Here is a 13,450-nt window from a genome sequence, read left to right on the forward strand (position 1 = left end):
CGCTCAACGAATGAGACCGGTAGATACATGGTTTATGTACAGACTTGGTTATCTGGTTTATGAAAAAGGAGCGGCTCCTTTTTCAATTCCCGAATCATTGTCACATTGGATGATAGAAGACATGGGCGATCACATACTTGCTCACGACCCGAATCTCGCCTTCCAGACAATTGTCGATTCGGACGTATTTCTTTTGGGTACCGCTTGGCATATACGAGGGGAGTCGATTGGGGAGACGTTACGCCAAGCATACCGTTCGGATGAGAAGGCGGTACTGGACGTATTAGATGATCTTGCTGGTCGCTATCTCTTCTTTTACCGGCTAGATGGCAACTTACAAGTAACACAAGATGCACTTGGAATGAGAAGCTTGTTTTATTCAGTGAGCAGCCGATGCCTTGGTTCTCACTATCATCTCATACGAGCAGTGACGGGAAAAAAGGAACCGTTTGAGGACGTGTCATCGGTATTGAAACGGAAAGTGACGAGCAATATGATTCCGGGACATTTCACACCAGATCGGGAGATTTTCATGCTGACCCCGAATCAGGCGATGGATTTGAAAACATTCGTTTGGCACAGAATTTTTCCTCGACATCCGCATGAAGACATTACGGTTGATGAGGCAGTCGAATCCATTGATCGGGCCGTACGTTGTCTGTTAGAGCAAATCAAGCAGCGTTTACTTGTGCCGATTACAGCGGGTCTAGATAGTCGGTCCACGCTGGCGTTGCTCCGTTGTCAGCCTAGTCATCAATACTTCACGTATTCACAGGCATCTGTCCGCTCGCTCCAAACCGATTTAAACGTGGCAATTGAGATTGCTCGAACGTTTCAATTACCCCACGTGAAGCTTCATATACGGGGGGACTTTGGTAAAAATGAGGATGAAAAAAACTTCATGTCGCTCCTTCGCAAGGTGACGATCCGACGTCATTCCTTTGAAGTCGCATGGCGTTATGTTGAGCATTTTGAATCAGATTATTTACACATACGATCGAACGGGTACGAAGTCGGTCGACGTTATTACCGTCAAGCGTTCTCGTTGCCGGATGAATTATCTGCTGAAGGGATTGCCCGAACATTCTCTCGTACGGCGGTGAAGGACGAGACGGTACTTGAGTTGTCTCAACGCTTCATCGATCAAGCGAAATTATCCCATCATCTTAATTATGACCCATACGATTTATATTATTGGGAGCATCGGATGGGTACTTGGCACGCTTCGTTATTACTCGAGAGTGATCTCGCGCATGATTCCTTCATTTTAATCAATTCTCGTCATATCTTGAAGCAACTACTGAGCGTTTCGAAGGAGGCGCAATCGCAGGGGGAGGTGCAGAAACGATTGATTGAGCGTTTTGCGCCGCGGCTACTCGATTTCGCGATCAATTGACTGGACCTTGTAAATCCAATCATGATAGTCATCCCGTTCGCTGTCAGGCACACGAATCTTGGACACTTCCCGCAACAACTGGTGTTTGTCAGACGGATAGTCTTGTGCGTATCTTTCTAGTAGCCTCCACTGCGCCGTAATTTTTTTACGAATCATCGTTGCCACGGCGGGAGAAGCCGCCGGCATGAGTGAATACAGCTCTTGGATGACCATTAATCGTTCAATGACGGCAAATGAATACGTCAAGCGCTGACGAGACACGGAGTTTGGTCGGACATGTCGAAAGTATATCGCAGACTCTGGAGCAATTCGAATCTCGAACGATGTCTTCGTATATAACGAAGCGAAATAAACAATATCCTCAGCACTTCGCAAGTGATGTTGGAAAGCGACTGTTGTCGCGGCTTCGGTCGGGATGAGCTTGCACGTTGTCATGGTCAAGACACGGTGAAGTCGACTGAGCGCTATGTCAAAACTAGGCCGCTCTTCTCTTTGAACTTGACGAATGTCTTGCTCGATTGGGCTCATGGCTGTCGATCCGTCCGGAGATATGTCCGTCAAATGGGCGATGGTGATTCCGAGTAACGAAGAATGCGTCAATAAATCTTCGAGGTAGCTCGGAGATAACGTGTCGTCCGCATCGACAAATGTCAAAAATTGAAACGATGCTTTAGAGAGACCTACGTTTCGCGCATGGCTAGCGGAGGCAACTGACACATACTCGATATGCAATGGGAGCGCCTTATAGGTGGAGGCGATGGCGAGTGTGCCATCATCCTCACCGTTGACAACGAGAATAATCTCAAATAAGGAACGGTTGAGTGTTTGTTCGATTAGACTGTCTAAGACATGAGCGATCTGTAGATGGCTTTCAAAAGCGGGTAAAATGACACTGACGCCAAATGGACGTTTTCGAGAACGTTGGAGTTGGTTAATTATGTCAGTCATCGTGTCTCATCCTTTCTAATTGCGAGAGTGCTGCTTCTAGCGCTGCGGTAAGATATGACTCTTTCGTCTGCTGTGTAGCGAGCTGGCGACGTAAGTTGCGGATGACACGTCGATGTTTCGTCAAGTTTTGTTGCAGTCGTTCATTTTCAAGCTGTTGTTGCAATCGTTCGCTGTCTGTTTTGTGCTGTAAAATCAGCAAGTCGTCGATTGTATGACGTAAGGAGCGAAGTTCATGATTTGTGTCTGTGTCTTTCATGAGGGACCTCCTGTTTCATCTGAGAAAATTTGCTTCACTGTATAAAATTTGCTACGATACGAAAGGTAATGCAAAAAAAATGAGTGTGACGTAAAAGGAGAATTATTAGGCAAATGAATTATAAAAAAATTCTCAACGATTTGACAGAACATGTGGCTTGGGCACAAGGTGAAACGCGCCGAGTGAAAGCAACTAGCCACTTAGATTCTGAATCATTGAAACGTATTAAACGACTACCGCGACTTGACTATTCGTTAGACCAGTTCAAAAAACGAAAAGCACGCGCGCCCAAAAAATTAGAGATTGTTCAAAAATATCACGATGCAAGTAATCGTCACTATATTACACAATTCAAACAATCCATGACACTTATCGGTGAGAGTAACGGTTCACGGTACTACAAAGGGTTAGCTAAACCGAATGTAGCGATTGTTTGTTCGGAATTTATGTACGAATTTTATAAAGATGCGATGAACCTTCATTATGTCACACCGACAAATGCAGATGAGGTCCTTTCGCAGCCGATTGATTTCTTTCTTATTTTAACATCGTGGAAAGGGTTATATGAAGATGAGTGGCGCGGAATTTCGAATCCAGATTCGGAAAAACGTGAAGCGCTTTATCAAATCATTGACCAAGCGAAATCTCTCAACATTCCAGTCGTGATGCAGTCCACAGAAGATCCGAGCAACTACTCCCGCTTTATCGGGATTGCCCAGCGCAGTGATGTGATTTTCACTGGGGATGAAGGGAAGGTTTCTGAGTATCGACTCGATTGTGGTCATGATCGCATTGGAGTGCTTGAATTTGGAGTGAACCCGAAGCTTCACAACCCAATTGGCACTCGTTCCATCGAGAAAATTGACGGTGCTTTGTTTGCCGGTAGCTGGATGGAAAAATACAGTGAACGTACGGATGATATCATGAAGCTGCTAAATGGAGTGCTATTGGCGGATAAGCGACTCGATATCGTGGACAGAAACTACTCACTCAATGATCCGCGCTATCACTTCCCAGAAGAATTCGCACCATATGTTGCGCCAAGTGTAGACTACGTGGAATTACAAAAATTGAGTAAGAGCTATGATTGGGTATTAAACGTCAACAGTATCAAGTACAGCCCAACGATGTGCGCGCGTCGTGTATACGAATCGCAAGCCTTAGGGAACTTGATTTTGTCGAACTATAGCGTGGCCGTCAACAACTATTTCCCAAATATCTTTATTGCGACAAACGAGGCTGATGCGGAAGCGGTTATGTCAATGTTTACGGCAGACGAACGATATGAGCATCAGATGCATGGCGTACGCAACGTCATGTCGCAGCATACGGTATATCATCGTCTTCAAACCATTATGCGTGCGCTCGGTCATGAAGTGCCGACACTTGAAAAGTCTGTACTTGTTGTCGGGAGCGGTCAAAATGCAACGGTTCAACAAGATTTTGAGAACCAATCTTACTCGAATAAGACATTTGTTCGTGAAGAAGACATCTCTCCAGAATTAATCGCCGCCTATGACATGGTCACATATTTCAATGACCAGTTTGCTTACGGACCTTACTATTTAGAAGATTTAGTGAACGGATTTAAATATACTGATGTCGATTTCATCACTCAAGTCGTGTACAAAGAAGGTCATGAGTGGAATGAAGGAAACGAACACGTGTATACAGATTCATTTACAAGCCGATATACGACTCTTTATTGGACGGAATCTGTTCCGTATGAGGTCATCACAGGAAGCGTGAAAGACCATGAGCTAAAAGGTTACGCGATCGACCGCTTCAATTTGGAACGACGGATTGAGCAAGAAGAAGTCGAACAACAGATTCGTAACGACTACAAAATGACGGTGATTATTCCTGTTTATAATAACGGGAAGTATTTATACAATAAGTGCTTCTTGAGTTTGAAGCGCAGCTCGATGTTCAATGATATGGAAATCATCATTGTCGATGATGGCTCATCTGATATCGAAACGCTTCGTCAAATTCGTCAAATCGAGCAAAAATTCGACAACGTTTCTACGTATCTTTACGAGATGGGCGGCAGTGGTAGTGCCTCACGCCCTCGCAACAAAGGAGTCGAGATGTCGACAACGGAATACATTGTCTTTCTCGATCCGGACAATGAAGCGACAGAAGATGGTTATGCGTTCCTCTATCAATTGATGGAACAAGATCCGGAGCTTGATTTTGCGACTGGACATATGAAAAAACTAGCAGAAAAAGAATCACCAATCATGTTGCCGAAATCATATCAACAAGATCAGCTTCTTCTTGAGAACCCGCGCCAATATTTACTTGATCATCATTTCAGCGTACAAAGTATCCAGGCGATGGTGATTCGTAAATCGTTCATTGAAGCACACAACCTTGAACAAGTCGTCGGTGCCGTCGGTCAAGATTCATTGTTCTTCACTGAAATGATGTTAAAAGCGAACAAAGTATTGCTAGTGAACAAAGTGATTCACGATTATTACGCAGCGGTGAGCGGGTCGACTGTCAACGCCATCACGACGAAGTACTTTGACAAGTGTCTCTTGCGTGAAGAAGCACGGGCGAAAGTGTTTAAGGAAGAGCAAGTCCTTGATGCGTTCAACAGTCACCGCTTTGAAGTCTTCTTCGAACTTTGGTATTTACGTCACTTGAAACGAAGTAACTTAAAAGATTTCGAGTACAACGTTGCCATCTTGTATAAAATTTATGAGTTGTTCCACCCAGAGACATTGAAAAATGAAAAGGTAGCCACATTTGTCGAATTGTATGAGAAAAACGACTTAAAACAATTAGCCAGACAATTTGGACCTGAGCAATGAGGATGGAGGAACGAGTAAAATGACAGAACATAAAGACCAATTAACGTTGCAACGTGAAAATCAACAATTGAAAGAAGTCAATGCGACATTAGAAGCAGAAAAAGATCTGATCTTCTATCACTATGACGAGTTGCTAAAGCGATATGAAACATTGTCGTCACTCTCACAACATATGGCAAAAGAACTTTCTGAGATCGCGCCACGATATGAAGCATTGAATAAGTCGAAATTGACGAAAGTAACACGCAAATATTGGGAGTTACGCCGCAAATTACGCCGCAGACGATGAGTCGACTTTGTGACAAGGTGGACATGACTTTGTTATGAATTTGTAGTTGCTTCTATAATAGGTGCGGAGTATAATTGCTATTGTTTTTAAGGTAAAACGTGATAATCAATAAATAAGTAATGATGGATTAAAAATGACCAGTACTTTGGAGGTAACTACAATGAAAGTTTGTACTATTGGATTAGGATATATTGGACTCCCGACATCAGCGGTTTTTGCACAATACGGAGTAGACGTTGTTGGAGTGGACATTCATCAGTCGGTCGTTGACAAGTTGAACCGTGGAGAAATTCACATTGAAGAGCCGGGCCTCGGCGATGTGGTGAAGTCGGTCGTTGAGAATGGTAAATTCCGTGCGTCAATGGAACCTGAAAAAGCAGATGCTTTTATCATTGCTGTTCCAACACCAAATAACGATGATGAGCACAAATCGTGTGATTTGACGTATGTATTGGATGCAACGAAACGTGTACTCCCATATGTAGAAAAAGGAAGCGTCATTATCGTTGAATCAACAATTGCGCCACGTACAATGGATGATTTCGTGAAGCCACTTGTTGAAGAAGCAGGGTTTGTTGTCGGTGAAGATATCTACCTCGTTCATTGTCCAGAGCGCGTCCTCCCAGGTCAAATCTTGCATGAACTCGTGCACAACAACCGAATCGTCGGTGGATTGACACCTGCCTGCGCAGAAGCTGGAGCACGTGTTTACGGTACATTCGTTGAAGGTGAAATCATCAAAACGGATGCAAAGACAGCTGAAATGTCTAAATTGATGGAAAACACATTCCGTGATGTAAACATTGCGCTTGCGAACGAACTTGCAAAAGTTTGTAACGCACTTGATATCAATGTACTTGATGTTATTGAAATGGCAAATAAACATCCGCGTGTCAACCTTCATAGTCCAGGTCCTGGAGTCGGTGGTCACTGTCTTGCGGTTGATCCATACTTCATCGTGGCAAAACAACCAGAACTTGCGAAAATCATCAAATTGTCACGTGACACAAACGTGTCGATGCCAGCGTACGTTGTAGAAAATGTACAGAAACTCGTTGGTAATGCGAAAGATGCGAAAATTGCTGCGTTCGGCGTGACTTATAAAGGAAACGTTGATGATATGCGCGAAAGTCCAGCTGTTGAAATCGTTGAGATGATGCTTGAGCAAGGCATGAACGTTGCAGTCCATGATCCACACGTTGAGGTGTCATCATCGAAACACTTCGGTCTTGTTTCCAAAGAGGAAGCATTACAGGATGCCGATCTCGTTCTCGTCCTTGTTGATCACAATGAGTTTAAAGAACTAGATTTCGCAGAATTGAATAAGGCAATGAATCGCCCAATGATTTTCGATACACGAAATATTATTAAAGCCGACCAAGATGAACAAGTTGACGTCGTTAATTACGGCAACCTCTATTCTTTTGTGAAGAAGGCTAATCTCACTGTCTGAGAGGTGGGCTTATGTTAAAAGCTCCTAAACAAATATATTCTGAAATTCGGGAGAGTCTCTATTTAATATTGAGACTCTCTATGTATGAAACGAAGAGTATGTATTCGATGCAATACCTCGGTTTCCTGTGGGAACTCGTAACGCCGATTTTACAAATTTCTGTGTACTGGTTCGTATTTGGTTTTGGAATCCGTGAGGGAAGAGATATTGACGGTGTGCCTTTTTTACCATGGCTTGTGAGTGGTATTATTGTATGGTTCTTTATTAGCCCAGCCATTACGACAACAGCCCGTTCCGTGTATTCGCGAATCGGGCTCGTTTCTAAAATGAGTTTTCCACTCAGCACCATTCCTGCATATGTCCTATTGTCGTTATTGTACCGTCATTTCGGTATGATTCTCGTCAGTTTTGTGTTGCTCGCATTCTTTGGATATTATCCAGGATGGCACACATTGTGGATTATTTATTTGTTAATTAGTGCGATTGCTTTGCTTTATTCTCTTGCGCTTCTGACTTCGGCTTTGACGACTATTATTCGTGACTTGCAGAATTTACTCATGTCGGTCATGCGGATGATGCTCTACTTGACACCAATTTTTTGGTTGCCGTCCGGCTGGGTTCAACAAGTGTTGCAACTGAATCCACTCTACTATCTCGTAGAAGGGTACCGTTCGATGTTCCTCGGAACGAATTGGATTGTAGAGAACTGGGAATGGGGCATTTATTACTGGGCAATCGTGTTCATCCTCTTCTTCGTTGGTTCGAATGTCCACATGCGTTTCCGTCGATACTTTATCGACTACATTTAAGGAGGGTGCGATATGGCTTCACAAGTGAAATTTGAAAATGTGTCTAAACGTTATACCCTCTATCGAAAACAAAGTGACAAATTAAAAGAAATTTTCACTGGGAAAACGAATGGCAAACAATTTTATGCACTTCGAAATGTCAGTTTTGAGGTGCCGGCTGGCGAAGTCGTCGGAATCATTGGAATCAACGGATCGGGAAAATCGACCATGTCGAACTTGCTAGCAGATGTGATGCCTCCGACACACGGGAAAATTACACTGCATGGGAAAACCGCTCTGATTGCAATTTCTTCTGGCTTGAATGGTCAATTGACTGGTATGGAAAATATCGAATTGAAGGGGCTCATGTTGGGCATGACAAAAGAGCAAATCGTGGAGTTGACACCTTCTATCATCGATTTTGCAGATATCGGTGAATTCATTCATCAGCCTGTCAAGACCTATTCGAGTGGTATGAAGTCGCGCTTGGGATTTGCAATCTCGATCAACATTAATCCTGATATTCTTGTAATCGATGAAGCGTTATCCGTCGGTGACCAGACTTTCACAGATAAATGTTTAACAAAAATGAATGAATTTAAAGAGCAAGGGAAGACTATTTTCTTTATCAGTCATTCCGTATCGCAAATCAAACAGTTTTGTACGCAAGCGTTGTGGCTTGAATACGGAGAAATTCGTGAATATGGTCCGGTAGAGGAAATTGTGGGAGAGTATAATAAATTTCTCAAATGGTATCGTCAATTGACGAAAGCACAACAGCATCTTTATAAGGAAAATAAGTTAGAGCAACGTACCACTGTCGTTGAATCAAAAGACTTAGGTGAGACAATCGTTCTTCCGCGATTGAAACAGAAAAAGGAGATGACGGGATGATTAAGGTAATGACCGTATTCGGTACACGCCCCGAGGCAATTAAAATGGCACCACTCGTGCTTGAATTAAAACAACGTGATGGTGTAGAACCGATTGTTGTCGTCACGGCCCAGCATCGACAAATGCTCGATCAAGTTTTAAACTTATTTAAAATAAAGCCAGACTATGATCTTGATATCATGAAAGATAAACAGACTTTATTTGATGTGACGACACGTGTGTTACATGGGATGGATGACGTCATCAAGGAAGCGAAACCCGACATCGTTCTTGTCCATGGAGATACGACTACCACATTTGCAACATCACTTGCTGCTTTTTATAATCAAACAGCAGTCGGACATGTGGAAGCCGGATTACGTACCCATAACTTATACTCGCCGTTTCCTGAAGAAGCGAATCGTCAGTTGACTGGTGTTCTTGCTAACTTGCATTTCGCTCCAACGGATGTTTCAGCAGGGAACTTGATTGCTGAAGGAAAACAGGAAGATACAATTTATGTCACGGGAAATACGGCAATTGATGCATTGAACACAACTGTCAATGATTCATATTCGAACCCGATTCTAGACGAAATCACTGCAAAAGGGAATCGCCTCGTCTTACTGACGGCACATCGTCGTGAAAATCTTGGAGAGCCAATGCGGAACATGTTCCGAGCTGTCCGACGCTTGATCGAAAAGTATGACGATATCGAAGTGGTCTATCCGGTTCATATGAACCCTGTCGTTCGCGAACTGGCAAACGAAATTCTTCACGATTTAGATCGCGTGCAACTGATCGAACCGCTTGACGTGTTCGATTTCCACAACTTTGCAGCAAAATCACACTTGATTTTAACTGATTCAGGTGGTGTACAAGAAGAGGCGCCGTCTCTTGGTGTACCTGTTCTCGTATTACGTGATACGACAGAACGTCCAGAAGGTGTCGCGGCTGGTACACTCAAGCTCGCAGGCACAGATGAAGAAACAATCTTCGGTTTGGCAGACGAGTTATTATCTGATTCGTCGAAACATGAAGAAATGTCTCGTGCTTCAAACCCATACGGAGATGGACATGCATCTGCACGTATTGTCGATGCGATTTTGACGCACTTCAATAAATAAGTCCTCTCATGAAGGAGTAATCACTATGATGATTCGTAAACGATATATCCGTCCAGCTATCTATCATTATTTTCCGATGGGGGATAAGGATTTGATGCATTTGACGGAAGAGCAATACCGGACAAAAGTCAGTTTTCGCGACTACGAGGCATCTTCCTCGTTGTACGTTCAGATGTTTGATCAAAAATTTGACGTACCACCGAGTAAAATTTATCGTCCTGACGCAAAATTGATGGATGCCAATCGTTTACTCGTGGAAGGCAGCTTCGAAGCGCATCTTCCGATTGGAACGCGCATCGAAATTTATTATATGCAGTACAACAAGACGAAACGGATTTTGAACTTGAAGAAAAAGTACAATGTAAAGAGCGAAACGTTCTCGTTTCGAGAAGACATTGAGTTGGAAAAAGGTGCTGAGTTCTTCAAGCTTGCCTTTAAGTTCTATTTAACCGATTCATCTTACGAAGATCCATTCATTTTGATGAATGACGTCTGGCTTACTGTATATGCGGACGAATCGTTAGAAGCGGATGAGGAGGAGGGAGACGCACATGCTATTTAGTTCTTCGGTGTTCTTGTTTTATTTCTTGCCGATTGTCCTCGGCCTGTACTTTATCTCTCCTCGTTTTTTAAAGAACATGATTTTGCTTGTGGCTAGTTTGTTCTTTTATGCATGGGGCGAACCGCGATTTGTCATCATTATGCTCGTTTCGATTATGATGAACTATGTATTCGGTCTTTGGGTAGACAAATATCGACATGACGCGAAACGACTAAAAGCTACAATGGTGGCGATGGTGTTGTCTAACATTGCGATGTTGGGCGTCTTTAAATACGCTAGTTTCTTTGTTGAAAACACCAATTCACTGTTCGGACTTAATTTAAATGACCCAGAGATTCCACTACCAATCGGGATTTCTTTCTTCACTTTCCAGGCGATGAGCTATGTCATCGACGTGTATCGACAAGATGGAAAAGTACAAAAGAACCCGTTTGATTTGGCACTCTATATTGCACTTTTCCCACAATTGATTGCCGGACCGATTGTCCGCTATCAAACGGTAGCAGATGAAATTAATGATCGCCGTGAAACACTCGATGATTTTGTATCAGGTGTTCAGCGATTTGTTGTCGGTCTTGGGAAAAAAATGATTTTAGCGAACAGCTGTGGTTATGTGGCAGACCAAGTATTCAACAACCCTGCCGATGAAATTTCGACCACATTGGCGTGGATTGGAATTATCGCCTACTCTCTACAAATTTATTTTGACTTCTCGGGTTACTCGGATATGGCAATTGGTCTTGGAAGAATGTTCGGTTTCCATTTCCTTGAAAACTTCAATTATCCTTATATCTCAAAGTCGGTTTCAGAGTTTTGGAGAAGATGGCACATCTCTCTCGGAAGTTGGTTCCGAGACTACGTATACATTCCGTTGGGGGGGAATCGTTCCGGCCCATGGAAAACATATCGCAACTTAGCCATCGTATGGACATTAACCGGCGTTTGGCACGGAGCTAGTTGGACATTTGTCGCATGGGGAGCCTACTATGGAATCTTCATCATGTTGGAGCGAGCATTTCTTGGGAAATGGTTGGCACGAATTCCTTCGGCTTTGGCTCATATTTTTACTTTATTCGTTGTTGTCATCGGTTGGGTGTTCTTTAGAGCGGATAATTTCCCGTACGCAATCGATTATTTACAGACGATGTTTGCTTTGAATGATACACCATTGATTGATACAGCCGCGCAGTTCTATCTCGTTCAATATGGTGCGGTGATTTTAATTGCGATGATCGCAGCCACTCCGATTCCAAAATGGTTGGTCGCTCAACTATTGCGCCATGAAGTGGATGGATCGACGGCGATGATCCGCCAATCGGTTGGTTTCATTCGCGTTGCTGGTGTGTTGATTTTGTTTGCCGTTTCGATTTCATATGTCGTTGCAAGTACGTTCAACCCATTTATTTACTTTAGATTTTAAGAAAGGAGAGACAATATGACTGTTCAAAAACAACGCGCTTCGGCAGATGGTCATCCTATGCCGAAAAAGCGAAAACCGTCACTAGTTGCTAATCTCGCCATGCTCATCGCCTTTCTTGGAATCATCTTTTTAGGGTTCGTGGTTTATGTGTTCGGAGATGAGCGAGAAGTTTCCGAGTTAGAAGGACGTGAGTTGACACAGCGGCCTGAAATCAGTGTAGATGGTATATTAAGTGGTGAATATATTGAAACTTTTGAGAGCTATGCGAACGACCAAGTGTTCCAACGAGATCGTTGGATGACGGTGAACGGTATGGTTCAAAAAAACGTGTTACGTCAAAGAATGAACAACGGAATTTTTGCTTTGTCGTCCGGGATGTTATTGGAACCATCGGGAAGTGTGAATGACTTCGCAGGTTTTGAGCAACCGTTCACCTCATTTTCGAATGAAATGAAAGAAGCGGACATCCCGGTCTATTTCGCCTCTGCACCGAGTAAGTCTGCGTTTGCGAAAAACCAAGGGCTCACTCCGGAATATATCCGATCCAATGAAGATGTATCACGGAAAAATTTGAATTCAGTCATGGAGAAATCAGGTTTGAATGTGATTGATTTATATGAAGGCTTGTCATCGGAAACGATGGAAGACATTTATTTTTATAACGATCATCACTGGAATATTCATGGAGCATACAATGGATATGAACAGATTGTTCAAACGCTTCAGGAAACGTATCCTGAATTGGACATCGTCAACAAAGATCAATTTGAATCAACGACTTTAGAAGCCCCATATCATGGTTCATATGCCAGAAAAGTATCGCTGCCATATGTCGTTAAAAACGACTATTTAGAGTACTGGGAACCGAAAAATGGTTTCTCTACCGAAGTTTGTGTAGAACAGACGGAATGTGGCCGTGAAGTACTTGACCGTCAAGTGCTTAAAGAGAAAGGGCAGTTTGCGGATTCTTACATGGCATTTATGGGTGGCAACTACAGCGAGCTGACAATTGAACAAAAAGATCCGAAAAATGACACGCACCTCCTTGTCTTAAAAGACTCTTATGCTAACCCCCTATTAGGACTTCTTGGTGAATCTGTCGGAAAACTTTCAGTCCTTGACGTACGTTATACGGAAGGGAAGATTGACGTGGCAGAATACGCAAAAGAGAATGATGTTGATGGTGTGCTATTTATTCACAACGATCGAATTAATGGGATGCTTGATTTCTATAAAGAAAGTCTGTAATGGATTCTTCTGAAATCAACCAAATCTCAGCTTGTTAACTAAAATAAGATACTCCTCATGAAGTGGGCAGACAAAAAATCGTGTCTTCCATCTATTGAGGAGTTTTTTTACTGTAATAAATTATTCTGTATCATTATTAGATAATGAAGTAGAAAGTCTTTTGGATAAACAATTTCCAAAATAAGCACTTTAAATATTACTTATCCACTACATATATTACAAAATTTACATAATTGTTTCACGATTAGGGTACATTTTACTATCACCTTAG

The 13,450-nt window shown here is 42.8% G+C and carries 11 protein-coding genes and 1 pseudogene; 10 read left to right on the forward strand and 2 right to left on the reverse strand.

What is annotated here, in order from left to right:
* Positions 1-10: 10 nt before the first annotated feature.
* Positions 11-1,396 (forward strand): hypothetical protein, encoded by a 1,386-nt coding sequence (locus KD909_RS03360; RefSeq protein ID WP_211782384.1) that lies wholly within the window; start codon positions 11-13, stop codon positions 1,394-1,396.
* Here KD909_RS03360 and KD909_RS03365 read toward each other — a convergent pair.
* Together KD909_RS03365 and KD909_RS03370 are read right to left on the reverse strand one after the other, a co-directional pair.
* Positions 1,373-2,344, reverse strand: coding sequence for a glycosyltransferase family 2 protein (locus tag KD909_RS03365; RefSeq protein WP_211782385.1), 972 nt, complete (start codon positions 2,342-2,344; stop codon positions 1,373-1,375). The genes KD909_RS03360 and KD909_RS03365 overlap by 24 nt on opposite strands.
* Positions 2,337-2,600 (reverse strand): hypothetical protein, encoded by a 264-nt coding sequence (locus KD909_RS03370; protein ID WP_211782386.1) that lies wholly within the window; start codon positions 2,598-2,600, stop codon positions 2,337-2,339. The genes KD909_RS03365 and KD909_RS03370 overlap by 8 nt, the downstream gene beginning before the upstream one ends.
* Before the next feature lie 113 nt (positions 2,601-2,713).
* Between KD909_RS03370 and KD909_RS03375 the strand changes: the two genes are divergently transcribed.
* The 9 genes and pseudogenes from KD909_RS03375 (at position 2,714) to KD909_RS03415 (ending at position 13,179) form a co-directional block, all read left to right on the forward strand.
* Positions 2,714-5,419 (forward strand): glycosyltransferase, encoded by a 2,706-nt coding sequence (locus KD909_RS03375; RefSeq protein ID WP_211782387.1) that lies wholly within the window; start codon positions 2,714-2,716, stop codon positions 5,417-5,419.
* A 19-nt stretch (positions 5,420-5,438) separates the two neighbouring features.
* Positions 5,439-5,708: a hypothetical protein gene (locus KD909_RS03380; protein WP_211782388.1), complete on the forward strand. Its 270-nt coding sequence runs from the start codon at positions 5,439-5,441 to the stop codon at positions 5,706-5,708.
* 160 nt (positions 5,709-5,868) lie between these two features.
* On the forward strand, positions 5,869-7,161 hold the full coding sequence (locus KD909_RS03385; protein ID WP_211782389.1) for a nucleotide sugar dehydrogenase: 1,293 nt from the start codon (positions 5,869-5,871) through the stop codon (positions 7,159-7,161).
* An 11-nt stretch (positions 7,162-7,172) separates the two neighbouring features.
* Positions 7,173-7,970 carry an ABC transporter permease gene (locus KD909_RS03390; RefSeq protein ID WP_211782390.1) on the forward strand — a complete coding sequence of 266 codons (798 nt, stop codon included), beginning with the start codon at positions 7,173-7,175 and terminating at the stop codon, positions 7,968-7,970.
* A 12-nt stretch (positions 7,971-7,982) separates the two neighbouring features.
* A pseudogene (gene tagH, locus KD909_RS03395) lies at positions 7,983-8,759 on the forward strand (teichoic acids export ABC transporter ATP-binding subunit TagH); the annotation flags it as partial.
* 80 nt (positions 8,760-8,839) lie between these two features.
* A complete protein-coding gene (gene wecB, locus KD909_RS03400; protein WP_211782392.1) occupies positions 8,840-9,949 on the forward strand; it encodes a non-hydrolyzing UDP-N-acetylglucosamine 2-epimerase in 1,110 nt (369 codons plus the stop codon).
* Between the two features lie 25 nt (positions 9,950-9,974).
* Positions 9,975-10,511 carry a hypothetical protein gene (locus KD909_RS03405; protein WP_211782393.1) on the forward strand — a complete coding sequence of 179 codons (537 nt, stop codon included), beginning with the start codon at positions 9,975-9,977 and terminating at the stop codon, positions 10,509-10,511.
* Positions 10,501-11,931 (forward strand): MBOAT family O-acyltransferase, encoded by a 1,431-nt coding sequence (locus tag KD909_RS03410; protein WP_211782394.1) that lies wholly within the window; start codon positions 10,501-10,503, stop codon positions 11,929-11,931. The genes KD909_RS03405 and KD909_RS03410 overlap by 11 nt, the downstream gene beginning before the upstream one ends.
* A gap of 15 nt (positions 11,932-11,946) precedes the next feature.
* The gene (locus KD909_RS03415) at positions 11,947-13,179 is read left to right on the forward strand and encodes a DHHW family protein (RefSeq protein WP_211782395.1); all 1,233 of its coding nucleotides are present in this window, start codon (positions 11,947-11,949) and stop codon (positions 13,177-13,179) included.
* Positions 13,180-13,450: the final 271 nt, after the last annotated feature.

Source organism: Exiguobacterium sp. PFWT01 (assembly GCF_018255795.1).
GTDB lineage: Bacteria > Bacillota > Bacilli > Exiguobacteriales > Exiguobacteriaceae > Exiguobacterium.

What these genes read in the sequence shown, in the direction of transcription:
- KD909_RS03360 (WP_211782384.1), top strand. Translation starts at nt 11, where the DNA reads ATGAGACCGGTAGATACATGGTTTATGTACAGACTTGGTTATCTGGTT.
- KD909_RS03365 (WP_211782385.1), bottom strand. Translation starts at nt 2,344, where the DNA reads ATGACTGACATAATTAACCAACTCCAACGTTCTCGAAAACGTCCATTT.
- KD909_RS03370 (WP_211782386.1), bottom strand. Translation starts at nt 2,600, where the DNA reads ATGAAAGACACAGACACAAATCATGAACTTCGCTCCTTACGTCATACA.
- KD909_RS03375 (WP_211782387.1), top strand. Translation starts at nt 2,714, where the DNA reads ATGAATTATAAAAAAATTCTCAACGATTTGACAGAACATGTGGCTTGG.
- KD909_RS03380 (WP_211782388.1), top strand. Translation starts at nt 5,439, where the DNA reads ATGACAGAACATAAAGACCAATTAACGTTGCAACGTGAAAATCAACAA.
- KD909_RS03385 (WP_211782389.1), top strand. Translation starts at nt 5,869, where the DNA reads ATGAAAGTTTGTACTATTGGATTAGGATATATTGGACTCCCGACATCA.
- KD909_RS03390 (WP_211782390.1), top strand. Translation starts at nt 7,173, where the DNA reads ATGTTAAAAGCTCCTAAACAAATATATTCTGAAATTCGGGAGAGTCTC.
- wecB (WP_211782392.1), top strand. Translation starts at nt 8,840, where the DNA reads ATGATTAAGGTAATGACCGTATTCGGTACACGCCCCGAGGCAATTAAA.
- KD909_RS03405 (WP_211782393.1), top strand. Translation starts at nt 9,975, where the DNA reads ATGATGATTCGTAAACGATATATCCGTCCAGCTATCTATCATTATTTT.
- KD909_RS03410 (WP_211782394.1), top strand. Translation starts at nt 10,501, where the DNA reads ATGCTATTTAGTTCTTCGGTGTTCTTGTTTTATTTCTTGCCGATTGTC.
- KD909_RS03415 (WP_211782395.1), top strand. Translation starts at nt 11,947, where the DNA reads ATGACTGTTCAAAAACAACGCGCTTCGGCAGATGGTCATCCTATGCCG.